Annotated in this window: 17 protein-coding genes; 10 read left to right on the top strand and 7 right to left on the bottom strand. The window is 57.4% G+C overall.

Annotated elements, in window-relative coordinates; all coding sequences use genetic code 11:
• Positions 1-52: 52 nt before the first annotated feature.
• Both ACPOL_RS09065 and sthA read right to left on the bottom strand, forming a co-directional pair.
• Positions 53-955, bottom strand: a complete 903-nt coding sequence (locus ACPOL_RS09065) for an ROK family protein (protein WP_114206763.1) — start codon at positions 953-955, stop codon at positions 53-55.
• 92 nt (positions 956-1,047) lie between these two features.
• Positions 1,048-2,442, bottom strand: coding sequence for a Si-specific NAD(P)(+) transhydrogenase (gene sthA, locus ACPOL_RS09060; protein ID WP_114206762.1), 1,395 nt, complete (start codon positions 2,440-2,442; stop codon positions 1,048-1,050).
• Positions 2,443-2,719: 277 nt separating this feature from the next.
• On the opposite strand from sthA, the gene ACPOL_RS09055 reads away from it, so the two are divergent.
• From ACPOL_RS09055 to plsX, 4 genes are all read left to right on the top strand, one after another.
• A complete protein-coding gene (locus ACPOL_RS09055) occupies positions 2,720-3,391 on the top strand; it encodes a thiamine phosphate synthase (RefSeq protein ID WP_114206761.1) in 672 nt (223 codons plus the stop codon).
• Between the two features lie 114 nt (positions 3,392-3,505).
• On the top strand, positions 3,506-4,057 hold the full coding sequence (locus ACPOL_RS09050) for a YceD family protein (protein WP_114206760.1): 552 nt from the start codon (positions 3,506-3,508) through the stop codon (positions 4,055-4,057).
• Positions 4,058-4,147: 90 nt separating this feature from the next.
• Positions 4,148-4,333 carry a 50S ribosomal protein L32 gene (gene rpmF, locus ACPOL_RS09045; RefSeq protein ID WP_114206759.1) on the top strand — a complete coding sequence of 62 codons (186 nt, stop codon included), beginning with the start codon at positions 4,148-4,150 and terminating at the stop codon, positions 4,331-4,333.
• Positions 4,334-4,351: 18 nt separating this feature from the next.
• The gene (plsX, locus tag ACPOL_RS09040; RefSeq protein ID WP_114206758.1) at positions 4,352-5,425 is read left to right on the top strand and encodes a phosphate acyltransferase PlsX; all 1,074 of its coding nucleotides are present in this window, start codon (positions 4,352-4,354) and stop codon (positions 5,423-5,425) included.
• A 20-nt stretch (positions 5,426-5,445) separates the two neighbouring features.
• On the opposite strand, the gene ACPOL_RS09035 is transcribed toward plsX, so the two are convergent.
• Positions 5,446-6,048, bottom strand: coding sequence for a DUF7010 family protein (locus ACPOL_RS09035; RefSeq protein ID WP_114206757.1), 603 nt, complete (start codon positions 6,046-6,048; stop codon positions 5,446-5,448).
• Between the two features lie 246 nt (positions 6,049-6,294).
• Here ACPOL_RS09035 and fabD point away from each other — a divergent pair, with 246 nt between their 5' ends.
• Positions 6,295-7,245 carry an ACP S-malonyltransferase gene (gene fabD, locus ACPOL_RS09030; protein WP_114206756.1) on the top strand — a complete coding sequence of 317 codons (951 nt, stop codon included), beginning with the start codon at positions 6,295-6,297 and terminating at the stop codon, positions 7,243-7,245.
• Between the two features lie 93 nt (positions 7,246-7,338).
• Here the strand turns inward: fabD and ACPOL_RS09025 are convergent, their stop codons facing one another.
• Both ACPOL_RS09025 and ACPOL_RS35865 read right to left on the bottom strand, forming a co-directional pair.
• Positions 7,339-7,794 (bottom strand): hypothetical protein, encoded by a 456-nt coding sequence (locus ACPOL_RS09025; protein ID WP_114206755.1) that lies wholly within the window; start codon positions 7,792-7,794, stop codon positions 7,339-7,341.
• Between the two features lie 243 nt (positions 7,795-8,037).
• The gene (locus ACPOL_RS35865; RefSeq protein WP_114210720.1) at positions 8,038-9,201 is read right to left on the bottom strand and encodes a D-alanine--D-alanine ligase family protein; all 1,164 of its coding nucleotides are present in this window, start codon (positions 9,199-9,201) and stop codon (positions 8,038-8,040) included.
• A gap of 962 nt (positions 9,202-10,163) precedes the next feature.
• On the opposite strand from ACPOL_RS35865, the gene ACPOL_RS09015 reads away from it, so the two are divergent.
• From ACPOL_RS09015 to ACPOL_RS09005, 3 genes are all read left to right on the top strand, one after another.
• Positions 10,164-10,601 carry a cupin domain-containing protein gene (locus ACPOL_RS09015; protein ID WP_114206754.1) on the top strand — a complete coding sequence of 146 codons (438 nt, stop codon included), beginning with the start codon at positions 10,164-10,166 and terminating at the stop codon, positions 10,599-10,601.
• Between the two features lie 116 nt (positions 10,602-10,717).
• Complete coding sequence (locus ACPOL_RS09010; RefSeq protein ID WP_114206753.1) at positions 10,718-12,403, top strand: tetratricopeptide repeat protein; 1,686 nt, start codon at positions 10,718-10,720, stop codon at positions 12,401-12,403.
• Between the two features lie 39 nt (positions 12,404-12,442).
• Entirely contained in the window at positions 12,443-12,904 is a 462-nt protein-coding gene (locus ACPOL_RS09005) for a GlcG/HbpS family heme-binding protein (protein WP_114206752.1), read from the top strand.
• 37 nt (positions 12,905-12,941) lie between these two features.
• Here the strand turns inward: ACPOL_RS09005 and ACPOL_RS09000 are convergent, their stop codons facing one another.
• Together ACPOL_RS09000 and ACPOL_RS08995 are read right to left on the bottom strand one after the other, a co-directional pair.
• Positions 12,942-14,723 (bottom strand): CRTAC1 family protein, encoded by a 1,782-nt coding sequence (locus tag ACPOL_RS09000; RefSeq protein WP_114206751.1) that lies wholly within the window; start codon positions 14,721-14,723, stop codon positions 12,942-12,944.
• A 12-nt stretch (positions 14,724-14,735) separates the two neighbouring features.
• Positions 14,736-18,623: an FG-GAP-like repeat-containing protein gene (locus ACPOL_RS08995; protein ID WP_236657346.1), complete on the bottom strand. Its 3,888-nt coding sequence runs from the start codon at positions 18,621-18,623 to the stop codon at positions 14,736-14,738.
• A gap of 261 nt (positions 18,624-18,884) precedes the next feature.
• Here ACPOL_RS08995 and ACPOL_RS08990 point away from each other — a divergent pair, with 261 nt between their 5' ends.
• On the top strand, positions 18,885-22,712 hold the full coding sequence (locus tag ACPOL_RS08990) for a TonB-dependent receptor (protein ID WP_114206749.1): 3,828 nt from the start codon (positions 18,885-18,887) through the stop codon (positions 22,710-22,712).
• A gap of 285 nt (positions 22,713-22,997) precedes the next feature.
• Entirely contained in the window at positions 22,998-24,359 is a 1,362-nt protein-coding gene (locus ACPOL_RS08985) for a tetratricopeptide repeat protein (RefSeq protein ID WP_114206748.1), read from the top strand.
• Positions 24,360-24,367 lie beyond the last annotated feature (8 nt).

The raw sequence follows: 24,367 nt of genomic DNA, 5'->3' as shown, positions 1-24,367 counted from the left end.
TGCGCCGCTGCTCCATGGTCGCATACGGGTAGTCGCATACGAGTCAGGAGGTTCACCGATCTCCGATGCGTACATGGGCGGCGGCTTCTCCCGCGCCGATGATGGCGAGCTCCGCATTCTCCTGAACCACTTCGAGCGTATAGCTCTGCAGCGGGCTCATTTTCACCATTTCCCAGAGGTACTCTTTGAGCAGGACCAGGTCGAGCCGGCTGATATCCCGGCCGGTGAAGTAGAAGCGCCCCGGCCCCTCCAGGTGGATCTGGGTGGCGGTTGCCGCGGCCAGCGCACGATGCCACAGCTCGACAAACTGGGTGCAGCGCTTATCGCCTTTTTTTGCCGCAGCGAAGACCTCGTCGGGTTCCATGTCCATGAAGCGTAGCCGCATGGCGCGGTGTCCCATGATGCCTTCAAGGTGTCCCCGGCCGCCGCAGCCACAGTAATTTTCCTTAAGATCGAGGGAGATGACCGTATGTCCCCCCTCCCATGGGCCCTCGGCATAGGGAAACCTGCCGAAACCTATGCCATTGCCAATCGTCCAAACGCGAATAAGGCGATCGAGCTGCCCCCTGGTAGCGGCAAGCCCCGCTGCGACCGCATCCGCGTCATTAAAGATGTTGACCGGGTAATCGCGTCCACGCTCCTGGAGCGTCTCCTGAATCCATGCGCATATCTTTGCGCCTTTCAGCTGGGCGAGATTGGGGGAGTCCTCGATAATGCCATTGCGAACGATGCCGGGTAAGGCGACGCCAATGGCGTCAATGTGCGATCCCTCCGGAACGAGCTTGACGATCTGGTCACAGATGATGTCGCATAAATCCTCGGAGGGGACTTCGACCAGACCGTCGAACTGTTCGGCATCTTCGGGGTACTCGTGGACCTGTCCAACGATCTTGTGGTCCTCAATGAGGGCTGTGACCACGCGCTCAGCCATCACTACTCCGATGGTTCTCGCCATAATGAAACCTTTCTTCGCCGCCCAACGGCTTTCAGTTCCTTCAGCCAAACCGGAGAGAGCGCCGGGGAACCGACCGCCACAGTCGAGGTCGGCTATTCGAATCTAGAGAGACGGTTGATGCCGTTGAATGCTGCTGCTTTGTAACATTCGGCCAGCGTTGGGTAGTTAAACACAGTTTCGATGAAGTAATCCACTGTGCCGCCCAGGGTCATGACCGCTTGCCCGATATGCACGAGTTCCGCGGCGCCTTCTCCAATGATATGCACCCCGAGCAATTGCTTATTCTGACGATGGAAGATCAGCTTCAGGCGCCCGGTCGTGTCTCCGCGAATCTGGCCGCGGGCGATCTCCCGGTAGTAAGCGACTCCCACTTCGTAAGGGACGTCTTCGTCGGTAAGCTGTTCTTCGGTCTTCCCGATGAAAGATATCTCAGGGATGGTGTAGATGCCGTATGGATAGACGCTCGGGTTGGTGTGGACGGATTCGTCGTTAAACATGCGGGCGACCGCGATGCGCCCCTGCTCCATAGATACCGATGCGAGGCTGGGAAAGCCGATCACGTCGCCTACCGCATAAATATGAGCCTGCTTTGTCCTGAAATCCTTGTCGACCGGAATGCGCCCCCGACTGTCGGCCTCGATGCCGGCGGCCGGTAGATTCAGCTCCGACACATTTCCCTGGCGGCCGACGGCATAGAGCAGAGCATTCCCGCTGATGCGTTTCTTACTCTCGAGATTGGCGACGACCGAGCCATCCGGCATCTCCTCAACACTCTCGACCTCCTCGCCGGTGCGCATGGTGACGCGCGTATCCCGCAGGTGATAACTGAGCGCTTCAACGATCTCCTGATCGGCGAATTCGAGCAGTTTAGGGCGCTTCTCAATCAGCGTTACGCGCACCCCGAGGGCCGAAAACATACAGGTGTATTCAACGCCAATGACGCCCCCGCCGACCACGATCAGGGTCTTTGGCAGTTCGGGAAGGTCGAGGATCTGGTCGCTGTCAATGATCGTCCGCCCGTTGATTGGCACCTTGGCGGAGGCGGCAGGCTTGGTGCCGACAGCGATCAAAATATTTTCTGCCGCGTAGACGCTGGCGCCCCGGGAACTGGTCACTCGGACGTGAGTCGGATCCTCAAAGCTCGCGATGCCGGTCAACACCTCTACGCCATTTCTCGATAATTGCGCCTCGGTGACATCGACCTCAGTCTTGATGACATGCTGCACCCGGAAGGCGAGATCGGCCATGGTGATCTTTTCCTTCACCCGGTAGTTCATGCCGTAAACCGACCGATAGTTATAGCCGGAGAGATGCAGCACCGCCTCGCGCATGGTCTTGCTGGGAATCGTCCCGGTGTTGATGCACACGCCGCCGACGACATCCCGCATTTCAATCAGGGCGACACGTTTACCGCGCTTCACAGCCGCTACCGCTGCCCTTTGCCCAGAGGGCCCGGAGCCGATGACTAACAGGTCGTATTCATTCATAGCAGAACCAAAATTTCCACTCACAATCCGCAGCCATCAACACCACAGGCCACACTCTTCGCGCGATTACCGTCACTCGTTCGATTATCGGTCAATTCGGATTGCAGAGATAGTCAGCGCCACCAAGACTCGGCCGTTTCACCTGACTTTAAGCTCAATGCGCCCATATTACAGCGCGAGCTTTGTTTTCCCTGCGTGAATATTCGTAAAGTAGAGACAAGCAACGAGCTACGCACCATTCTGGGCTCGCGCTAGAAGCCTGTTTGGAATCGTTCTTATGCTCCTATACGCCATTACCGACCGCAATTCGCTCGCTGGCAATTGCGGTGAATGCGAGCGCATCCTCCTCTCGCTGGCTGCGCAATGGAGCGCCGGCGGAGTCGACTACATCCAGGTCCGCGAGAAAGACTTGCCCGTTGCCGCGCTCATCTCCTTGGCTGCCGGGATTGTTCGCGCTTGTCGCCAGAGTGGGGGTTCTACCCAGGTTTTCGTCAACTCGAGACCAGATTCAGCCGCGGGGATTCTCGCCGGATCCGGGGCAAATGGCGTCCATTTGACCGGAGGATTAAGCGCGGAGCAGTTGGCTGCCGCCATCTCGCTGATCCGGAGGAGCTTTGCCGCGAGCACGCCCGTCAGCGTTTCGTGCCATTCGACAGAAGAGGTCTCCGCCGCGGCTTCGGCCGGGGCTACCCTCGCGCTCTTCGCTCCCGTCTTCCACAAAAACATACCCGGGAAGGGCGCAACCTGTGGAGTCGGTCTCGATCTTCTGGCAGCGGCGTGCCGCGCCGGTCACCAGGGGGCGGCCGAGCGCGCGCTTCCGGTGCTTGCGCTGGGCGGGGTCACGGTAGAGAACGCGAATCAATGTGCCGCTGCGGGGGCGGCCGGCGTCGCCTCGATCCGGCTGTTTCTTGGAGAAGGATGGAGGCGGCTTCGTGAAACGAACCCCTGAGTCCTTCAAGTCTGTTTCAGAAGACCCTTCAGTATGCCTCTCGCTGGCCGGCCCAGATTTTCAGATGTTACCCTTGAAATAGGGAGTTTCGTACCAAGAGGCTCCGCACATGCCATGTTGATCACGGTTCTTGCTCTTCAGAAAGATCCACTCGAGTTCAATCAGACTTTTGAACCCGGCTCCATCGAATACGGCTTCGATATACGGCAGCTTGACCCGCTTGCCGTCGAAGGACGCGCCGACTTAATTGTCGAGCACCGCGGGCCGGGGCAGCTGGTGGACGATATCCGCGTCCGCTCGAGTTACAAGGGTCGCTTCGAGGTGCTCTGCGCCCGCTGCCTGGACCCCGTCGAACATCCGTTGGTGGGCCAGTTTGACCTGCTTTTTCGGCCAACCGGGGCAGATGGGGACGCTTCGGAGCATTCCATTACCACCTCTGAGACTGAAATCGGGTATTATCAGAAAGATGGTGTTTTGCTGGAAGACATCCTGCGTGAGCAGGTGTTGCTGTCGCTTCCAGCGAAGACCCTGTGCCGCGAGGACTGTAAAGGGCTTTGCCCTCATTGCGGACGGCATCTGAATTCCGAAACATGCACTTGCAGCGAGACCCTGACCGATCCTCGATGGTCGGCGCTCTCCAACTTGCGCACTCGGATCAGACACTAAGATGGCTTCAAGGCATTATCAAGAATGTGGTTCCGTGACCTGTCAGCGTGCGTGATGCCGCTCAGGGGACGCGTATGAAAGGAATTTGTAATGGCAAACCCAAAGCGGCGCCACTCCAAGGCCCGCACCTCCAAACGCCGCGCGCATGACGGCCTGACTGCGGTCGGGCTCTCCGAATGCCCCAACTGTCACGAGCGCAAGCTACCGCACCGCGCATGCCCTAAATGCGGCACCTATAAAGGCCGCGACGTCCTGGAAGTTAAGGAAGCAAGCTAGTCCTACCACGCATCCATGATGTCCCAGCCAGCATGGCCTAAGATCGCGTTGACTGACATCGTTCTCGATGCGATGGGATCGGACAAGGCGCCGGAGCCCGAGGTTCGCGGCGCGATTCTGGCTTGCCGCGAGCATGCGGTACGCGTCCATTTAGTCGGCCCGGAAGCTGCGCTGCGCGCCACCCTCGATGATTATCTTAAGGGCGAGCGCCTGCCTATTCACGTCGTGAATGCAACCGAGCGGATTGGCATGGACGAAAAGGCTGCCGTTGCGGTGCGCAATAAGCGCGATAGCTCGATGCGTGTCGGGCTCAAAATAGTGCGTGAGAAGCGCGCCGCCGGATTTCTCACCGCCGGCAACACGGGCGCTGCGATGGCGACGGCGAAGATGGTGTTAGGTGCGCTTCCTGGGGTGGATCGTCCGGCGCTGACAGCCATCCTGCCGACCTCCTCCGGATCCCCCTGCGTCTTGCTCGACGTCGGCGCCAACGTGGAATGCAAGCCTCAGAATCTTGAACAATTCGCGGTAATGGGTGAGATGTACTCGCGAAGTGTGCTCAAGATCGCTCGTCCCCGGGTGGGCCTGCTTTCGATCGGCGAAGAAGAGAGTAAGGGCAACGAACTCACTCGCGAGGCGTACGGCTTGCTCAAGCAGTTGCCCATCAACTTCATCGGGAACGTCGAAGGCCGCGATATTTATAACGGCAACGCCGACGTGATCGTTTGCGACGGCTTTGTCGGCAACGTTGCGCTCAAGACTTCGGAGGGACTAGGCCGGCTGGTGAGCGAGATGCTTCGCGAGTCCCTCACCCGCACGGTGACTGCCCAGGCAGGCGCCCTGCTCTCTCGAAAGGCCCTCAAGGAATTCAAAAAGCGGCTCGACTATCGCGAGTATGGCGGGGCACCGTTGTTAGGGGTTCGGGGCGTCTGCATCGTTGGCCACGGGTCATCGAATGACCGGGCTATCATGAATGGGATTCGGGTGGCAGCCGAGTTCGCGCAAGCCGGGATCAACGATCGTATCGAGCGCGAGTTTTCTCAGCGCCCGATCGATCCTCCTCCCGCAAACCGATTCGGCTTGCCGCTTCAGTAAGGGATCTCAGAAGGAACCGTTCAAGCGGTCTGATGGGTCAATCTGGGGGAACTTGGCGTTGCTCGTGCGGCCCTGCTTGCGGACATCAGTGTGTATGCCGCGCTTCCCAGTAGAATGATCGCCGTCCCCAACGCTCCAATCGAAGAAAGCAGCTCCGGTGGCAGGATGGTGACGGCCACAGTTGACCAGCCCACCAGCAGGGTTCCGGCCACGTTATAGGGTGCATAGTTGAAGAGCTCCGCCAGCGGGAATAAATGCATTCCGACGATGAATGCGATCACCGGGGCAACAAATTCTCCGCGATGGATGGCGTTCAGCAGCCAGACGGAAACGATGATAGCCACCCCTTGCGTGGCGTTGACGCGAAGCAACACGCGCCTGGTTTGACGTTCTTCCGGAGTTGCCTCTGCATGAGCGTCACGCTTGCCAGCCATGCGCAGCAGCCGTAGCGCGGGGATGGCGAAGACCGCGAGGATCATCACAACTGCTCCCAGGCTAATGGCGTTGAGACGGTGCAGGGCGGTCAGGCCGTTCAACAACCAGATGGACCCGAAGCCCGCCAAGAAAAGCACCCCTATTGCCCTCCCCGAAACCGCCGCTGCCGTTTTGCCAGTCTGTGTCATGATTGCGCTCCTGTGGCGATCGCCACTCTGAAAACAAGTATGGCTATGCTCACGAAGCTCGTGTAGAGGCGTTTGTCAGCAAGATGGGGTGACACTTGTCATTCAGGGTCGGACGGGAAGCAGCATCTCCTTGACTGGAAGGACGGCATCTCTTGAAGAGATGAGTCTGGGAAGTATGAGTCTGGGAAATATGAGTCTTGTCCGGGCTTGCATCCTCCAGGGAACTCCGTTTGAATAACCACTGACATGATCGATAAGAAACTCGCATTTCTTTTCCCTGGCCAGGGTTCGCAATCCGTCGGTATGGGCCACGACCTCTATGAGAATTTCCCGGTAGCGCGGCAAACCTTCGAGGAAGCCGATGATGTTCTCGGGTTTTCGCTTTCGAAACTGTGTTTCGAGGGGCCCGAAGAAGAGCTTCGTTTGACTGAAAACACGCAGCCAGCGATTTTCACAGTGTCGGTTGCGGCGCAGCGCGTTCTCGCGGAGAAGGGTGTCACTCCGAGCTACGCAGCCGGTCATTCTCTAGGCGAATATTCCGCCAACGTTGCGGCCGGCGCAATCACCTTTGCCGATGGCGTGGAGACGGTCCGGGAGCGGGGACGCTACATGCAAGAGGCGGTCCCGGCGGGAAAAGGTGCGATGGCGGCCATTCTCGGCATGGCGGCAGACGAGGTGCTGAAGGCATGCGTCGACGCGTCGGCTGAGACGGGGGAGATCGTGGCCACGGCGAACATCAATTCCCCTTCGCAGATCGTGGTTTCAGGGACAACTACAGCCGTGGAGCGCGCCATTGCTCTTGCGAAAGAGCGTGGTGCACGCAAGGCGGTCCTGCTGGCGGTAAGCGCCCCATTCCACTGCCCGCTGATGCAGCCGGCGCAGGACAGGCTGGCGGTTTTGCTGAAGGAAATGTCGTTCACTGCCGCCAGGATTCCAGTCGTGGTCAATGTCGGTGCAGTCTTTAGCACCGAAGCAGAGGCGCTGCGGGACGCGCTGATCCGGCAGGTGACTGGCGCGGTACGCTGGGTGGAATCGATGCAGCTGTTGATCGCGGAAAAGCCGGACCTCTTCCTGGAGGTTGGTCCAGGCAAGGTTCTGAGCGGTCTGGTTCGTCAGATCGACCGGGAGCAGCAGCATGCTCACGTGCAGGACGCGGCGACCTTAAATCACGCAATCGAGATGATTGCAGGAGCGTGAAACAACTCGCATCAGCGGGGACTCGGCAGGATCGACTGGTTGATTTCGCCGGTCTCTCGTCGCCTGAAAGCATGACCCGGCTTCCATCATTCGTTACGGGCCTACGTAGAGTTCGACTGGCGAGAATCCGATCGTCTTGGTTTTGTTGTCCACGCGGAGAAACAAGGGGTGGGCCGTGTCTCCGTTGATCACCATGCCGACCACCGTGCCGTTTCCGACTGATTTGGCCATGAGCAGCTTGTGGCTGCGAATCTTGCCGTACTCGCTCATGGGACCCCAGTCCTTCTGGAATTGGTCAAAGTCATAGGCCGAGTATTGCTGAGGATGTTTCTGCCAATTGGGGTCTCGATTCCATTCGGCAAAGCCCTTGGCAAAATCGCCAGATTCGACGACGGCCATGAAATTGTTGATGCGGTGTTCCGCCGGCCAATTCCAGAACCAGAACGTGCAAAAACCGCCGACGAGAACGATGACCAGGGCAGCAATCGAGAGGTTGCGAACCAGCTTGGCCCGTTTTTCGTTGTACTGCGGTGCATCGAGCAGCGTCATCGTTCTGTCTTCCCTCTAGAGCATTCTCACTTCTAATCACAGCCGAGAGTTGCGAGGTGTGGCTTTCTGGCTAAAAAGCAACGCACTGACCGACGGCCTTGCATGCCCCGGAAGTCAAAGTGCTCTCATGCCTAAGATGCACTCTTGGGTCGCCGCAAGAAGGGCTTGCCAAGCGGCGCTGTCTCAGAGCAGTTCCAATCTAAATTGACACCGCCGGCTTGTCACCAGTTCCCTGCGGTTGCTCTATCGGCTGTATTTGGTCTCGTCTTTTTCCGCTCGTCGCTCCAAGGCCAGCTCGATGAGCCTGTCGATAAGTTGCGTATAGGCGATTCCAGAAGCTTCCCACAGTTTTGGATACATGCTGATTTTGGTAAATCCAGGCATGGTATTGACCTCATTGACGTAGATGCGAGGCGGCTTGCCAGATTTGGCCTGGGGCTCCATCAGGAAATCAACCCGGGCTAGACCCGAACAGTCGCAGGCGCGAAAGGCGGCGATCGCCATCTGGCGAACCTGCTTCGATTCAGATCTTGTCAGTTTTGCGGGGATGATCGGCACCGAACCTTCGCTGAGATACTTGGCTTCGTAGTCGTAGAACTCTTTGCCGGGAACGATTTCGCCGACGACCGAGGCGAGAGGTTCATCGTTGCCGAGCACGGCGACCTCTAACTCTCGAGCTTTTCCTTTTGCGCCTCCGACGCCCTGTTCGATCACGATCTTGCGGTCGTAAGTGGCCGCCAGATCGATGGCCGGACCAAGTTCCCTGCGATCATGGACCTTGCTGATTCCCACCGAGGAGCCCAGGTTCGCCGGCTTCACGAACATTGGATATTTCAGTGCATCTTCCGCACGTTTGATGACTTTCCTGGGTGCAGCCTTCCACTCTTTGCGGAGGATACCCACGTGTTTCGGGATAGGCAGACCCGCTGCGGCAAAGAGCTGCTTCATGATGTCTTTGTCCATGGCGGCGGCCGAACCGAGCACGCCGGACCCGACATACGCAATGTCCGCAAGTTCGAAGAGTCCCTGGATGGTGCCGTCCTCGCCGAAGGTGCCGTGCAGCACCGGAAAGATGACATCGACGTGCAGTGATTGACTGAGCGCGGTCGGCTGAATTGTCGCTTCCACACGGGCAGGGGCAGGTGCATCAGGGTTGGCAGAACTGACTAGCAGTAGGGCCCCAGCGTCGCCTGCGAGCAAGGCTTCGGCGTTTTGTGCGGTAATCCAGCGGCCTTCTTTGGTAATGCCGAGCGGTACGACCTCGTAGCGCTCCCGGTCGATGGCCTTCAATATCGAGGCTGCTGAGAGCAAGGAGATTTCGTGTTCGCCGCTGCGGCCACCGAATAAAATTCCGACCCTGGGTTTTGGCGAATGCTTAGGGATTGTTCCGGAGTGTTTTGTAGTCATGCGTTCTTGATTGTACGGGCCACGGACATCATTGCGGTGCCGGGGAAGTGTCAACCGAGGAACGCCCACCCAGCGAAAAATCGAACAAGATTCGTACTCGCTGGCGGCATACTCCCCGTCAGGCTGGTTCTGCAGGATGTTGCGGTCGGCCTCTTCGTCCTCGCTCGATTTGAAGATGTCTCCGCTCCAGAGTTGAACGAAGCCTCGATGTTGCCCTAATACCGACTTGAACTCATGGTTGACATAGAGCAGGTCCAGCGTTCCGGGTCTAGCTTCGAATGCGGACCCGATTCGCTTCAAGAGACGCCGAAGGACTGTGCCGCTGAAGGGGTTGAAGAGGAATGCGACACAAGGATTGTCGGGAAACTCGAAGTCGAGAACGTCCTGACGAAGCAGACGCATCGAACATCGGGGCTGTTCGGACTGAAGCTGAATAGCGATGTTCTTTTCCGCGATCCGGCCCAGGAAAGGATTGATCTCGACCCCGAGGACTTCGCGAAACGGCAGCTCGGCCGCGAGGAGCATGGCTCGGCCCATTCCGGCGCCGAAGTCAATAAAAGTGCGGTCTTCCAGCTTGATTTGTGAGGACTGGATCTGCGGAGACGAGCCAAGCCAGCGTCTGCACAGCTCCCGAAAGACCGATGGCGCCACGCCATAATAGGCGGTGTTGTGCCGGTCGTGAGCGTGTCCCGTCTTCAGATTGCGGCCGCTCACCAGGCCGCTGGTCTGGACGCCGGCTGCGGCGTCGAAGGGATGCTGCATAAACCCCTCGCTTACGCGCAGGCCGGGCAACAGTCGCGGTCGTCCACTCATGCGGCCTCGCAAGGAAGTGGATCGGGCGGTAAATGCAGATCATTCACTCTTTCAGTCTGTCATGGCGCGAGCGTCGGAGGAGGCACGAATTCGTAGTTCAAAGGGAACAAACATGCGACGTTGTTCGTCCTCGAAGAGTGAGGTCACAAATGTCTGAAAGCCCCAATGCCCAGTCGTCTCAAAAGTCAGCGGTCTTCGATATTCACGCGATCGCCAAAGCTTTTCCCGACGAAGCCCGTACGATGCTGATCGACACGCGCCTTACGGATGAGCCGGAGGCAAGCGCCCGGGTTTTCCGCGTCTACACCAGGGTGCCTGCCCATTATCACGCAACCTGCGACGAGTATTTATTGGTGGTTTCCGGACGGGCGCGCTTCTTCCTGGGCGAGATGCCTGGGTTTGAACTTGGGCCCGGGCAACTGGTCTTCTTCAAGAAGGGTACCGTCCACGGCACCAGTGAGATTCTGGAGGAACCATTTGTCGTTTTCTCCGTGGATACGCCACGACGAGACCCGAGAGACGTTATTTTTGTAAATCCCCAGGATGGAACTCCTGAAGAGTTTATCGAGAGCCAAATGTTGTATTAAGCATGCTCAGTATTCGCTCATGATCGCGGGCGTGGTCAACAGCCGAAGCGGTTGCTACCGGAGCAGCAACGCGAGCTAGTAGAATTCACGAGGTAGTCTGGTCAAGTTCTTCGTAAATGGGTAACGCCTTGCGGCCGTCGCATGCAATCCGGGATCTGTGGCGCCTCCCGGGAATTTCTAGGCTCTTTTTCATCCTTATGGTGACGGGGTTGGCTCTGGCGAAGGGAGCTGGCGCCCAGCCATCCAGCTCTGATATCGTCCAAGGTCAGGTTCTCGATAGCGCGAAAAAACCAGTTGCAGACGTAATTGTCCGGCTGCGGCAACAGAGCGCCGCTGCTACGACCGAGACGCACACCGATGCGCTTGGCAATTTTGCCTTCTCAGGGATTAAAGCCGGGGCATATGTGATCAGCGCAGAGAAGTCCTCATTGCGCGCTGCTATCCCGGTGGTTGTATCAGCCACAGGAGGCGAGCTCAGGATAGACCTGGTCTTAGCAGCTTCAGGAACAAGTCCCTCCGAGAACGCGGGTTCTTCTGGAGCCCCGACGGATGCGATGGAGTTCGCCGACAAGCCTAACTTTACCGTGGCGGGCGTGACCGACTGGACTGCGGTCGGCGGTCATGGCTCGGATGCCAGTTTGCGAACGAGCGAAGCGCTTGCACGCGAAACCTCAGCGTTGAAATCGAAGTCCCTGGAAAACAGCTCCTCGCCCCATCTGGAGAGCGCCAGTAAAGTGGATGGTTCGGAGAGCGAACTACGCGCTGCTCTGGTGGCAGCGCCTGCTGGTTTTGAGGCTAACCGGAAGCTCGGCATCTTCTACCTCCACGCGGGCAGATACCAGGAATCGATTCCGCTGCTGGAGGCTGCCTACAAGATCGACCCTTCCAACCGTGAAAACGAATACGATCTGGCGCTCGCCTATAACGCGACCGGCGATTACTCGCGGGCCCGAGGGCATGTGCGGGCATTGTTGGCAAAGGCGGATCGCTCCGATCTTCATCGGCTGGCAGGTGAACTCGATGAGAAGTTAGGGGATCCTTTGTCTGCCGTCCATGAGCAGGAGCAGGCTGCGCGGTTGGACCCAAGCGAGCAAAATTATTTTGAATGGGGATCAGAGCTTCTGCTTCACCGCGCCATGTGGCAAGCCGTGGAGGTCTTCGGCAATGGGGCGAAGGCATATCCAAAATCTCCCCGGATGCTCGCGGCCCTGGGCGCGGCGCTCTTTGCTACAGCTCGGTACGAGGAGGCGTCGCTTCGCTTATGTGAGGCGTCTGACTTGAATCCGGCAGATCCGGAGCCGTATATCTTCATGGGGAAGATAGAAATGGCCTCGCCTACGCCGTTGCCGTGCATCGGTCAGAGGCTCGCAAATTTCGTGCAGCAGCAACCTGACAATCCGATCGCAAATTACCTCGATGCGATGGCCCTGCTGAGACGAGAGCAGGCCGGCGATCAACAGAGCTCCGCCGAGACCATGCTGAAGAAAGCCGTCGCGCTTGATCCGAAATGCGGAGAAGCCTATCTGCAACTCGGTATTCTCGCGTTCTCGCGACACGATATTGAGCAAGCGATCGACCGTTACCGGCGGGCGATCGAAGTGAATCCTGAACTGGGTGAGGCCCATTACCGGCTGGGCGTAGTTTATGATCGCATCGGCAAACCAGCGGAGGCGAAGCAGGAATTCCAGATCCACGACGAAATCGAGAGAGTCCAGGCCGCCGCTATTGAGCGCGAGCGGCGAGACGTAAAACAGTTCTTAGTTGTGTCGCAGAGTCAGCCCGCCAGTTCAGCGAGTCATTGAAGATATACAGCTGTCACACGAACGACAGGAGGCCTTTCTATGCTCAAGCTATTGGTCATGATGCTTGTTTCTAGTGCTGTCTATGCCAGCGATCTACCCAACAAGAAATACCTTGACCTGAACACGATTAAGATCATGGTCGCTGCCGCCGAGGCCAAGGCCAAGGACCTCAATGTCAGTGTCACGATCTGTGTGGTCGATGAGAGCGGCAACCTGCTTTTTCTGGAGAAGGGTGAAACCGCGAGCCTGAACACCATACAGTTCGCCCAAAAGAAAGCCCGCCACGCTGCCTTTTACGGGAGCCCGTCAAAGGACGGAGCCGATGCAATCAAGAAGGGAAACGTCGAGGTATTAGCGTTTCCAGAGTTCTTTCCGAACCAGGGAGGACTGCCGGTGAAGATCGATGGTCAGACGCTGGGAGGAATTTCAGCGAGCGGAGCGAAATCTGAGATAGACGAGCAGGTCGCACAAGCTGGCCTGGATGCGCTCACAAAGAAATAGCGGCGTTTTGCGTCCGAATATTTTAATCCTTATGTCGCTATCGCAATTTGGGTTTGAACGTGTCGATGATACCGTCGCCTTCGCGAATCGTGAGTATCTGGTTAGCGCGGACTTGCTTGAAGCTTTCGATCTTCTGGGTCGTTGGCCACTTTACCTCGATAAGGTCGACAGTATCGATCGCTCCCAGGCCAAAGTGCAGGCGAAGATCGCTTTGGGACATGACGCTGGTGCCGCTGTGGACTTCATCCATCTGCGCATGTTTGCCGGTGATGACGCGGACACGAGCGCCGATGGCAGTACGGTTGCACTTTGTGCCTACCAGCTTGATCTTGATCCAGTTCTGCTTGCTGCCGCCTTCATTGTGAAGCAGCGACGGAAGGTCATTCAGGTTCAGTATTAAGATGTCCATGCCGCCGTCATTGTCATAGTCGCCGAATGCGGCGCCGCGGCTGGAGAAATGCTCACTGATGCCCGCGCCCATCTCTGCCGAGACATCCTTGAAGCGGCCATTGCCCAGGTTCTTGTAGACCAGACGCGGATTCTTAAAGGTTTGATCGAAGTGATAGTTGTCGATCTCGGGATAGACATGCCCGTTGATCTGAACAATATCTTGCCAACCATCGTTGTCGTAATCGACGAAGCCGCAGCCCCAGGCCACATAGCGGCTGTTCACGCTAGTTCCGGCGCTGAAGGTGACATCACTGAAGGTGCCATCGCCGTTGTTGTGGTATAGGTTGCAAGTATCATCCGCGAAGTTGGTTTTGAAGATATCGAACCAGCCATCGCAGTCATAATCGGCGACAGCCACGCCCATTCCAGCCTGTTCGTGGCCGCTGTCGCTATAGGCTGTGCCGGACATGACGGCAACGTCGGTAAAGGTACCGTCATGATTGTTCTGAAACAGGATGCTCGGTTGGGAGTCGACTGCGACGTAGATATCGGGCCATCCATCATTATCGAAGTCATAGGAGACCGCGGTGATTGAATAACGCGGTCCGGGTTTCAGGATTCCGGATTTCTGCGAGACGTCGGTGAAGGTGCCATCCCCATTGTTGTGGTAGAGAATGTTAGTGTCGCCGGGCAAGCCGCGGGGGCCGCACAAGATGGGAACGCCCTTCCACTGGCAGTAACTGGGATCGGTCGGGGAGGGAATTTTCTTAGAATCCAGTGTGAGGTAGTTACAGACGAAGAGGTCGAGATGTCCATCGCGATCATAGTCGAGGAAGGTGCAGCCCGCGCCCCAGCGTGCCTGTTCCTGATATAGACCGGATTTGCGGGTCACATCGGTGAAGGTCCCATTACCGTTGTTATGAAAGAGGATGTTATGTCCCCAAAAGCAACAGAAGAGGTCGTCCCATCCGTCATTGTCGTAATCGCCGATGCAGACGCCGGTCTGCCAACCGGTAATTCCTAGTCCCGACTTCGCGGTAACATCGGTGAAGGTGCCGTCGCGGTTGTTCTTATAGAGGTGAGAGGTTGGGGCCTGGCCAGTGGGCCACTGCGTGTCGAGACGATTTCCGTTGGTGAGATAAATATCCAGCCAGCCATCGTTATCGTAATCGAAAAAAGCGACGCCGCTTCCCTTGGTCTCGATAATCGACCGCTTGTGATCGACACCACCCCAGACGTTCGGCGCCGTTAAGCCGGCATGCTGAGCGACATCGATGAACTGGACCGATGACGAATCCGGAGTCGCTATTACGGCTTGCAGCGGCGTCGAATTGTTCCATCTCCAGAGAGGAGTGGCAAGAGCATCGGTCAACGCTCCGCCGAGCACGAAAAGCGAGGAGCCGAGAAAACGCCGCCGAAGGAAGTTCATAGATTGGGATGATTATTTCAGAATTGCCATAGCCTGTGCGGCCGCAGCATTGTGAGGCTGGAGGGTGAGAAGTTCGTTCAACACTGCCTTGGCCTTTTCGGTGTCTTTTTGCAACACATACAGGCGAGCCAGGTTGAGATAAGACTGATCAAAGGCGGGTACCGTGCGAATGCAGGTCTTGAACTCTTCCTCGGCCTTTGTATAGTCCTGCTCGCGCACGAAGAGAACGCCAAGATTGTTGAGAGCTTCGGCATAGTCGGGGCGCAGGCTTATCGCTTTTTCAAGGTAGTTCGACGCTTGTCGCGGCTGGTTTTGCTGGGCATAAAACATTCCCAGGCTGTAATTGACCTCGGGATCATCGGGTTGGATCTCAAGTGCGCGACTCAAACAATCCTGCGCCTTCGCAAAGGACCCTTGGCGGCGATACACGTTTCCTAAGTTCAAGAGTGCGATGGAATAGCCGGGCCTCAGATCGATGGAGTGCTGAAGGTTCTGGATAGCCTCGTCCGGTTGCCCCTCCTGAGCGGCGATCATGCCGAGGTTATTCCATGCTTCGGGGTAATTCGGGCGCAGCTTTACGGTCTCTTCGAGGTAGTGGCGCGCCTGCGGCAAATCATTCCTTCTGAGGTTGAGAGTGCCCAGGTTGTAATAACCCTCGGCGTTGTCCGGCTTGGCGGCGATGACCTGCTGAAAGGACTCTGCTGCCTGCTCGAGGTAGCCATGCTGGAACATCGCCACGCCGTAGGTGAAATCGTTGCGCTGGAAGCTTCCCTGGTAGAGAGTTCCCGCAAAAGGCAGTGCCTTTTGTACGCGTTCTGCCGCCGTCTTGGGAACCTCCCTCACATCCGCAAGCACGCGGCCAGGATTGAGTGGTCCTTGATAGACCTTCACGATCATCCCCTCTTCATTCAGGAGGAGAGAAGTCGGAATGGCCAGATCACGGCGCCGATCGAAGAGATAGCGATAGATGATGTTGTAAATACCGGCTACCTCTTCGGTCGCAAACAGGATCGGGAAAGGAAAGCTCTGCTGGGTCGCGTAGGAGTGTGCTACCTGATTGTTTGCCGCGTCGTCGACGTTGATGGCAGCGATGCTGAGTTGGCTGGCGGTGAAGGCCGGCAGGTTTTGATGGAGAAGTCTCAGCTGGTCGCGACAGAGGGGCGCGGTTGTGGACCAGAAGTGCAGTAAGACCAGGCCGCCCCGGAAAGAGCGGAGTTCCCGCGTATTACCCGCGAGATCGGGAAGAGAAAACCCGGGTGCGAGGAGGGGTTCGATGAGCCAGGTCTCGATCTGAGTTGGCAGAGACTGTGTGTCCGGAGCCGAGCCTGCTTGGGCAAAGGCGGGTGGCGCAGCGCTGAAAGGCTTAGCCACAAAGCGGACTGCGCCCTCCTCAATCTCGATCCGGTGGTTGATGGGCAATTGCTCGAACTTCTGTGTCAGGCCGCTCGGCCAACGTATGGTGGCTTGGACGGGCTGGTCAAACTTTCCGACTCCAAAAAAGAGCTCTTTGGAGTGCTGGGCGAGAAATCCAGATCCCGATTGCAGATACTTCGTTTGGCGGAGGCTGCCAGCCTCGACGGTGACTGCAGTCCCGATGGCATCCCGGTTACTCTTCGTCCCACGCAAACGGAAGGCAACCGAGCCGCCAAGGTCTGTCATGACATTGTGCAGGATCCGCAGCTGAGGAGCATTTCGATTCTTGAGGATGACCTCAAGCCGCCCATCATGATCGAGATCGGCGAGTGCGAACGAACGGGCGTCCTCAGGAAAATTCAAGCCGACTGCGCCTGAAACCTCCGAGAACGTACCATCACGGTTGTTGGCGTACAACACATTCCTCTCGTATCCGTTCCACGAAGTATCGGATCGAATCAGCTCGTTGAGAGCTTGCCAGCCTCGTTCGTAGGCCGGCGATGACGTGGAGTCCTCGGGCGATTTGGCGACCACCTGCCGCCAGAAAAAGCTTGCAAGATCGCTGTCTTCGCGCGCAGATATGTACCCGTTGGCGATGTAGAGATCTGACCAGCCATCATGATCGAAGTCCCAGAAGTCGGATGACCACGACCAGCGGCCCATTTCAACCCCAGACTGCTCGCTCACGTTACGGAACTCTCCATTGCCTTGGTTCCGGTAGAGCGCATTTCCTCGTGCGTGCCGCCGGTATAGCGCCTGGAGCTCAGGCGTGGCCTTTTCGTGGAAGGGGCTCTGTGCCGAAACCCTCTGGCCTGCCGACGACCACATGTTGGCGGCGTAAATGTCCTGATTTCCGTCGTTATCGAAGTCGCACCAGGTGGCGCTCATTCCGGCACCCACATCCTGCACATGGGCCTCTCTGGAGACGGCGGTAAAGCTCCCGTTCCCATTGTTGCGATAGAGGTTGGCCCGTCCGAAGTCGTTGGCGACGAACAGGTCGGGCAGGCCTTTTGCACCCGAACTGCCCCACGAACAGGCGAAACTATAGCGATCGTTTTCCGCGTTCAACCCTGCAGCTTCGGTTCGATCGACAAAGGTTGAGTTTCCCTGGTTGTGGAAGAGAAAATTCGGAGGACCATTCCTGGCGTCGAAGTATGGGACAGGATAGTGATATTGATCCAGGCCAAGGTAGTAGGAATATAAGCAAAAATAAACATCCAGCCGCCCGTCGCCGTCGTAGTCGGCGACTGCCGCATGGGTGAAGGTCCCCTGGGGTGGATTCTTGAACTGGAAGGCGTCCGGCTTCATCGAGAACGTGCCGTTTCCTTGATTCAGGAAGAGCAAGGGCCCACTACCCCCTACGACCAACAGATCCTGTAAGCCCTTATTTTCGAAGTCGGCGAACAAGGCGCATGAGCAATTATCCAGAACACCGACCCCAGCCTTTTCAGTGACATCTTCGAAGGTGCCGTCGCCGCGATTGCGGTACAGCCGGTTCGGCAATCCGGCCGGCTGACAAATGTAGAGATCGTCGAATCCGTCGTTGTCGTAGTCGCCGGCAGCTACGCCATTGTTGCCATAAACGTCAATGCCGCTTGCACCGTCAAGGACGGTCCGCCAGTAGTCTGAGCCGCGAAGCAACTGGGATAGATATGATGCCGTACTGCCCATTGCCTGGGCCGTTACATCCAGGAAAACCGGCCCTCGAGCGACACTGTGCGTCTCTTCTCCGGCTACCCATCGCCTAGCTTTCCAGGTTCCCTCTGGATTGCGATACCACTCGGTGCGCCAGGAGCCGATCCGTTCTTCGCGCTGGCCTTTATTATCGCTTGCGACAATATCGTATCGAATAACAAGGCTGACGGTTAATGGCTCTGACGACATTTCTTCGATGGCCGTAGCTTCGAAGGCCGCTGTTTCCACCCGGGAAATCGGCCTGACCCAGGCTTGGATCGCCGCAAGAAAGCGTTCGTCTCCGGCGAGGACCTCGTCGCCAAACTCTCTCCTGAGGACGGTTATCGCCCCGTCCGAGCGAAGCGTCGTCTCTCTGCGAGGAATCAGTGTGGAGGCTTCGATCTGCGGATCCAAACACCGGGCAAGCGCCGACAAGTCACTTAGCGATTGCCGGAGAGCTTGACCCCATTGCTGAAAAGCGGGCATTATTTCGGAAACATATTTTTCGGTAGGGTACTCGTCCAATCCTGGTGAAACCAGGCGGAGCACCGCCGCCAGTGGAGACTTCGCGGGATAGTGGGGGATGAGCCGGGCATCGGCGAAGGCAAAATCCTGGCCTCGGGCGAAGTTCGAGTTGATGTGGCTGTCGAAGAGCAGCGAAGATCCAAAAAGGGGGGACGGCCGCAGGAGCAATGGCGTCAGTCCCATGCTTTTGAGAATGGCCCGCCTTGAGAGGAGTTGGCTTTTGCTGTTGTGAGGACGCGCCATTCCCACGGATTTCGTGTCGTCGGCCAAGTGATTGAATGCTAGCATTATGCACCACGTAGCCCCAAAGGGCAGCGGCACGCGCAGTTCGATCAGAATCCGAATACCGCGTGTTCCTCAAACGGTACTAGCGGGTGCTCGCGATCTACAACTTTTGATTGACAAAGGTTCTTACGCTGTTCTATATCTTCATTCCGGCACACATGTAACCGGTTACTAGAAAAACGAATCAGCGCGGCGATTTTGGAGTCCGCGCGCCGACCATGGTTTGAAAGAAGCGCCATGGCGTAAGAGTTTGGAGGCATTCCCATGGGCTGTGGTCGCAATATTAAAAATTGGTGGCAAACTAGAGGCTTTCTCGCCGCGGCGTGTCTCTGCCTGCTTTTGGCGCAAGGGCAGCGGGTTTTTGGACAGGTCGATGAAGGCTCGATTGCAGGAACGGTGACCGATCCTACCGGCGCCGTGGTTCCGAGCGCGAAGGTGACGCTCCTGAATATCGACCAGGGCTTGACCCTCGAAGCGAGTACGAACAGCAGCGGCGAATACAGTTTCTCTCCGGTGAGGATCGGCAATTACTCCGTATCGGTGACCGCTCCCGGCTTTTCCACCACAACCCAGCAGCATCTGAGCGTGTCGGTCAGCCAGCATCTGCAAGTGGATGTGCAGCTCAAGACTGGCGCTGCGACCGAGACGGTCGAAGTGACCACCGCGCCGCCACAGTTGCAGGCCGACGACGCGTCCGTAGGCCAGGTCATTGGCGAAAGAAGCGTAAACAGCCTGCCACTGAACGGGCGCAACTTTACGTTTCTCGCGCAGCTCGGCGCCGGCGTGAATACTCCGCAAGCCGACACCCGCGGCAACTCCGCCTCAGGCGCTTTTTCTGCCAACGGATTGCGTCCTGCGCAGAACAACTACCTGCTGGATGGCATCGACAACAACTCCAACGCGGTTGACTTTTTGAATGGGACGAACTTCGTCATTCTTCCGCCGGTTGACGCGATTCAAGAGTTCAAGGTGCAGACTGCCGACTTTAGCGCCGAATTCGGGCGCTCGGCGGGCGCTGTCCTGAATGCGACGATCAAGTCCGGCACCAATAGCATTCACGGCGCGGTCTGGGAGTTCTTCCGCAACGACAAGCTGGATGCTGCTGATTGGTTTGAAGACAACCAGGGCATTCCCAAGGGCGAGCTGCGCCAGAACCAGTTTGGCGCATCGATCGGCGGTCCGATTCTCAAGAACAAGATCTTCTTCTTCGGGGATTACGAGGGTCTGCGGAGAGTGCAGGGCAACACCCAGTCCGGCGTTACGGTTCCGACCGTGGCCGAGCGCAGCAGCAACTACACCAACCTTGCCGACATCATTACGGGTGCGCCACGCGCCGACGCGCTTGGCCGGCAGATACCGGGCGGTGTGATTCTGGATCCGGCCACGACCCGGGCAGTCACGAAGGGAGTTGTGGACCCAGTCTCCGGCATCGTTGCCCCCACTACTGGATACGTTCGGGACCCATTTAGCGCTGCCTGCGGGCCAGGCACGGCGAGCTATTCTCTGGCAGCCTGCCCCGATTTGAATCAGCTTCCAGGGGGCCGGCTGGATCCGAATGCCATCAAGCTGCTGAACCTCTTCCCCAACCCGACCAGCGCTGGCGTCTCGTCGAATTTCGGATCGAGTCCGAACCTGTACGAGCATCGCAACCAGTTCGACGTTCGCGGAGACTATGATCCGAGCGCGAAAGATCAGGTATTCGTTCGGTTCAGTTACGAAGACGATCCCAACCTGATTCCTGGACCATTTGGCGGCATCGCTGATGGCGGCGGCTTTCAGGAGGGCAATCAGTCGGCAAAGTCGGATCAAGCGGTCGCGGGCTACACGCACGTGTTCACCCCGAGCACCATTAACGTAATCCACGGTGGATTTAACCATCTTCATACCACCCGGTACGGTCCGGTGGGCAGCACCCTTGGAATTCCTGCACAGTTTGGCATTCAGGGAATTCCCCAGGTTTCGGAGAACGGTGGACTCCCAGCCATCTCAATCAGCGGACTGTCGACCCTGGGCAGCAACTCTTATCTGCCTTCGGACGAAGTCAGCCAGACGCTGCAGATCACGGACGATTTCACCAAGATTTACGGCAGCCACAGTTTCAAGACCGGTATCGAATATCAGCACGTCAAGTTTTCGACCCTCCAGCCGGCATACTCGCGCGGCACCTTCAGCTATAACTCAAACAGCAGCTCGGTCAGCTTTACTGATATCCCCAACGTCGGCGGCGGGGCGACCGGCAAAGGACAATTCCTCCTGGTTCCAGAGCTGGCGACGGTTCCGAATGGAGTCAATTACGTTGGCGGCTCCGATCAGGTGCAAGCCTCCAACATCAACAAGACCTACGACGTCAGGAACTACTTCGCGGCCTACTTTCAGGACGACTGGAAGGTCAATCAGAAGCTGACGCTCAACCTAGGGTTGCGCTGGGACTACTTCGGGCCGATCGGAGAAGCGAACGGCGGTCAAGCCAATTTCGTGCAGGACGGACCGCCAAACGGGGTCCCGACGTACCTGATCCCGGCGACAGGGAAAGACGATCGAAGCCTGTCTTCAACAGCCAACAACCCCGCGCTCAATGGCAGTGGCTTCCTCGATCTTCTGGCGAAAGATGGCATTGCGCTGGAGGAGACAGACCGATACGGCAAAGGACTGTATCAGACGCAGAAGACCAACTTTGCGCCGCGTCTAGGCTTTGCCTATCAGGCCACACCAAGGCTGGTGGCGCGCGGCGGATTCGGATTCTCCTATAACGCCTTTGAAAATCAGGGTTACGGACCGAATATCGGCGAGAACTATCCCTTCGTCTTCAACTTCAACTACTCGCAGGCGAATTTGCCTGGTTACGTCCCCAGCGTCACTCCGATTAGCGCCAGCACTCCCTGGGCGGGATGCGGGACTGCCGGTCCAGGCGGCACGGCGACGCTCTCTTCCGGATTCTCTTGCATCGGCTTCACGCCTCTAGCAGTGGATGCTTCGGGCTTGGGTCTGCAGGGACTTCAGTTCAACTACAAGACTCCTCGCACGCTGAGTTCTAACTTTGCCCTGCAATATGCGGTTACCCGGACGCTTTCGATTCAGGCTGCCTATGTCTTGACGAACGGCACCAATCTTCAGACCGGGATTGGGAACAACCAGGTGAGCCAACTACTGCCGGCAAACGCAAGCACCTCGAACTTTGTGCCATTTCCCGATTTCGGCCATGGTGGAAGCTACCAACGAACAATCGGCAGGAGCATCTATAACGGCGGTCTGCTTACTCTGGAGCAGCAGGCCGTGAATGGGTTGAGTTACCTCTTCACTTACACCTTCTCAAAGACGCTCTCCGATGCCGGCGACTTGCTCAACGGCGGCAACAATGGCGGCTACCGTGCTCCTTATGTACCGGGCGCCGGGATCAAGTACGATTGGGGTCCTGCCGACTTCGATATACGGAATGTCTTCCACGCCAGCGGCGGGTATGAGCTGCCCTTCGGCAAAGGCAAGCACTTCCTGGGTAATGCGAACGCCCTGACGAATTCAGCGGTGGGAGGGTGGAGTCTGAACTGGATCGCTACCCTCGAGGGCGGCCAACCTGTGACCTTCAGCTGCCCCTCCACATCAGGCGCCGGCACCGGCTGCTACGACGTGCTGGTTCCGGGGCAAAGCGCGAAGCTCGGTTTGCACACCGACTCCAACGGAAAACTTAATTGGATTGGCAATCCAGCCGCCTTCCAACAGCCTTGCTTGCTCGGAGGCACAGCAGGTGCCCCCGTGCCTGTAGTGGATTCTCCATCTGGATGCGTGCCGTTGAACGGGCTTGCTGCGCTGGGCGGTGGTCTTGAGACTCTCAGGGCCCCTGGGGTGACGAAGTTCGATCTCTCCGCCTTCAAAGCTTTCCAGGTCACGGAGCGGGTCTCGATGCAGTTCCGGGCTGAGTTCTTTAACATACTCAACCACCCGAACTTCAATGCTCCCGGCTTCGGCGGCAATGGCGTGGTGGCGATTACCAACTCAACCAACTTTACCGATTCACGCTTTGGCGAAATCGGATCGACCCGGGATGCTCCTTACGACCCGCGACAGATCCAGTTCGCTCTAAAGTTGTACTACTAACTGCAATTCGACTGAAGCAAAACACCCCGGAAGGTCACCACACTTGGTGGAGTGACCTTCCGGGGTGTTTCGCGTAGGATTTTGTTGGTGTGTTGATCTCGAGGTGGGGCGGTGTGCAACAGGCCTTGGTTACGGCTCCAGCAAAAACAGAGTAGCCGTATCTCACGGTCGCACGCGGTTACCCAATTTTTCCTCGACAAGATGCATTCCACTTGCCCAGCAGCCGGATCCACTTCTTCCGGATCTGTACTTGCGGTTCTCGCCTTTCTGCTTCCATTCGGGAGGATGGCGTTCGCTTCCAGCCAGACAGAAGTGCCGGGGCAACAGCTCGATCGGCAATTTCAATCAGCGGTGGCTCAATATGATGCGGGCAAGTTTGCCCAGGCCGCTGCTCTCTTAGAGGCTCTTCTACCGAAGACACCAAAGAGCTACGAGGTTCATGAGCTCTTAGGCCTGGTCTACGCTGCCGAGTCGCAGAATGACAAGGCGGTGGGACAACTGGAAGCGGCGGTCCACTTGAAGCCAAATTCAGCCGAAGCGAGGACCAATCTTGCAGCGGCTCTCTCGCACGCAGGAAAACCGGAATTAGCAGGGGACCAGTTGTTCAAGGCACACGGGGCTAGCTCCCGGGATTACGAGGCGAACCATAACCTCGGCGAGTTCTACGTCCAAACCGGGAAGGTCGCTCAGGCACAGCCCCTTCTTGAAGAGGCGCAGCGTCTTCAACCCACCTCGTACGACAATGGCTACGACCTCGCCCAGACAGATCTTCTTATCGGAAAACTTCCGGAAGCGAGGCTGGTTGTACAAAGACTGATTCTCGAGAAAAATACCGGTGAGCTACATAATTTGCTGGGACAGATCGAGGAGAAGGATGGCAAGTTCGTGGAGGCGGCAAAGGAATTTGAGACTGCCGCGCGTCTGGATCCGAGCGAGGACAACCTGTTTGCCTGGGGGAGCGAATTGCTTCTTCATCGGACTTACGGACCGGCGATCGAGGTTTTCCAGCAAGCTACGGAACGGTATCCGAGCTCTCCCCGGCTGCGAATCGGTTTGGGCATGGCCCTCTATTGGCGCGGAAAATACGAGGAGGCGGTGAGGTCTCTTTTGGCGGCCGCGGATCTCGATCCTTCAGATGCCCGTTGCTATCTTTTTCTTGCAAAGGCGTACGACAGTTCGCCAAATCAGGCAGCAGACGTCATCGAACGATTCCGCCGCTACGCGGAACTCCAGCCGAGTAACGGGCTCGCGCAATACTACTATGCTATGAGCTTGTGGAAGGGAAAAGGTGCGGAAGAAGCTAACCCCGAGCATGCGCAGATCGAGTCATTACTCCAAAAAGCAGTCGCCCTTGATCCTAAGCTTGCCGAGGCGCACTTGCAGCTGGGCATTCTTTATACCCAGGGGCATGAGTCTGAGAAAGCATTGCCTGAGTACACGCAGGCCTTGCAGGTCGATCCCAAACTTGCGGATGCTCACTATCGTTTGGCTCAGTATTATGTTCACGTCGGACAGAAGAGCCAGGCCTCGACCGAATTTGACGTCTATCAGCGATTGCGGGCGGAACATCTTGCTGAGGTGGACAAGGAAGCGACGGAAGTTCAGCAGTTTGTTTACTCGGCAAAGGCCGCTCCGCCAGCCAAGTAGTGCTTAGG

The organism is Acidisarcina polymorpha (assembly GCF_003330725.1).
GTDB classification, from domain to species: domain Bacteria; phylum Acidobacteriota; class Terriglobia; order Terriglobales; family Acidobacteriaceae; genus Acidisarcina; species Acidisarcina polymorpha.
The sequence above is the reverse complement of the archived record's forward strand: the minus strand, read 5'-3'. Positions and strand labels throughout refer to the sequence as shown.

Bases quoted from the DNA above. Each gene is read 5' to 3' on its own strand.
- ACPOL_RS09000 (WP_114206751.1), bottom strand. From the start codon at position 14,723: ATGAACTTCCTTCGGCGGCGTTTTCTCGGCTCCTCGCTTTTCGTGCTC.
- ACPOL_RS08995 (WP_236657346.1), bottom strand. From the start codon at position 18,623: ATGCTAGCATTCAATCACTTGGCCGACGACACGAAATCCGTGGGAATG.
- ACPOL_RS09015 (WP_114206754.1), top strand. From the start codon at position 10,164: ATGTCTGAAAGCCCCAATGCCCAGTCGTCTCAAAAGTCAGCGGTCTTC.
- ACPOL_RS09065 (WP_114206763.1), bottom strand. From the start codon at position 955: ATGGCGAGAACCATCGGAGTAGTGATGGCTGAGCGCGTGGTCACAGCC.
- ACPOL_RS09050 (WP_114206760.1), top strand. From the start codon at position 3,506: ATGTTGATCACGGTTCTTGCTCTTCAGAAAGATCCACTCGAGTTCAAT.
- rpmF (WP_114206759.1), top strand. From the start codon at position 4,148: ATGGCAAACCCAAAGCGGCGCCACTCCAAGGCCCGCACCTCCAAACGC.
- sthA (WP_114206762.1), bottom strand. From the start codon at position 2,442: ATGAATGAATACGACCTGTTAGTCATCGGCTCCGGGCCCTCTGGGCAA.
- plsX (WP_114206758.1), top strand. From the start codon at position 4,352: ATGTCCCAGCCAGCATGGCCTAAGATCGCGTTGACTGACATCGTTCTC.
- ACPOL_RS35865 (WP_114210720.1), bottom strand. From the start codon at position 9,201: ATGACTACAAAACACTCCGGAACAATCCCTAAGCATTCGCCAAAACCC.
- ACPOL_RS09025 (WP_114206755.1), bottom strand. From the start codon at position 7,794: ATGACGCTGCTCGATGCACCGCAGTACAACGAAAAACGGGCCAAGCTG.
- ACPOL_RS09035 (WP_114206757.1), bottom strand. From the start codon at position 6,048: ATGACACAGACTGGCAAAACGGCAGCGGCGGTTTCGGGGAGGGCAATA.
- ACPOL_RS09005 (WP_114206752.1), top strand. From the start codon at position 12,443: ATGCTCAAGCTATTGGTCATGATGCTTGTTTCTAGTGCTGTCTATGCC.
- ACPOL_RS09010 (WP_114206753.1), top strand. From the start codon at position 10,718: ATGGGTAACGCCTTGCGGCCGTCGCATGCAATCCGGGATCTGTGGCGC.
- ACPOL_RS09055 (WP_114206761.1), top strand. From the start codon at position 2,720: ATGCTCCTATACGCCATTACCGACCGCAATTCGCTCGCTGGCAATTGC.
- fabD (WP_114206756.1), top strand. From the start codon at position 6,295: ATGATCGATAAGAAACTCGCATTTCTTTTCCCTGGCCAGGGTTCGCAA.
- ACPOL_RS08985 (WP_114206748.1), top strand. From the start codon at position 22,998: ATGGCGTTCGCTTCCAGCCAGACAGAAGTGCCGGGGCAACAGCTCGAT.
- ACPOL_RS08990 (WP_114206749.1), top strand. From the start codon at position 18,885: ATGGGCTGTGGTCGCAATATTAAAAATTGGTGGCAAACTAGAGGCTTT.